The sequence below is a fragment of the Pseudoalteromonas sp. S558 genome, assembly GCF_005886635.1.
GTDB lineage: Bacteria > Pseudomonadota > Gammaproteobacteria > Enterobacterales > Alteromonadaceae > Pseudoalteromonas > Pseudoalteromonas aliena.
Map to the genome: position 1 here is coordinate 1 of NZ_PNDU01000330.1, position 821 is coordinate 821.

1 protein-coding gene is annotated in these 821 nt (G+C 36.9%); it reads right to left on the minus strand.

The window, feature by feature from the left end; all coding sequences use genetic code 11:
• Window positions 1–84: 84 nt before the first annotated feature.
• On the minus strand, window positions 85–471 hold the full coding sequence (locus CWB66_RS18580; protein WP_138586531.1) for a DUF4160 domain-containing protein: 387 nt from the start codon (window positions 469–471) through the stop codon (window positions 85–87).
• Between the last annotated feature and the right edge of the window lie 350 nt (window positions 472–821).

Here is an 821-nt window from a genome sequence, read left to right on the forward strand (position 1 = left end):
AATTCTACAACCTCAACGCCGTTTTAAGCGGCAAGAGGCACGAACAAAAAGCCAACTGTAATTTGTCCGACTTGAAAACCCTTGTTAGGTGTTTATAGCTCCAACCGTGCAATCAGAAGGTCTTGTAGAATTCCAAATCTCTATAAGCTTCTCTTTACCTTTACTATGCCACCATTTAATTAGGGCTTTCTCTCTACGACCAACTTTACCCTCTAGTTGCTCACAATCAATAATAGAGAATGAAGCTTTTATATCGCCACCTTTAACATGAAAGTGTGGTGGTGGATGTTCATTAGAATATATTTCTATTTTTAATCCATTCACTTTAGCAACAAGTTGACGAATGCTATAAAGCTCACCATCTTCCCAAATACTGTAACCACCACTTAATAAGTGCTCTAAGCCTTTGGTTAGTTCTTCTAATGACTCAGCATTAGATAATTTATCAGCTATCAGTTGATACGGATTCATGAAAAGCACCTCACAGCTTTATCAGAGGACACTCCCCTATCTTTACGTGAAAATGTCCTTATTTTATGAGTATGTATTAATAGCAAATATAGTAAGTTATTGCCAATGATAAATATGATTCTAGGGACAGGCTTTTTTAGGATGGGAAGAGAGGAAAGTGTTCTTATAGTACGACTATGAGGTATTACAGGTAATGTTGCTTTTATAGCGTGGGCGCTACGTGTTAAATGCCGACTTTAACACGTAGCGCGGTGATGATTTTTTGCATTTCTTTAATGCATTCTTTTAAATCTTCGTTTTGGTTTTGTAAAAAACCGATGTGGGTTCTATTGGTAACAACTAACGTTGGA

Coding starts and splice junctions, on each gene's coding strand:
- CWB66_RS18580 (WP_138586531.1), bottom strand. CDS start 471: ATGAATCCGTATCAACTGATAGCTGATAAATTATCTAATGCTGAGTCA.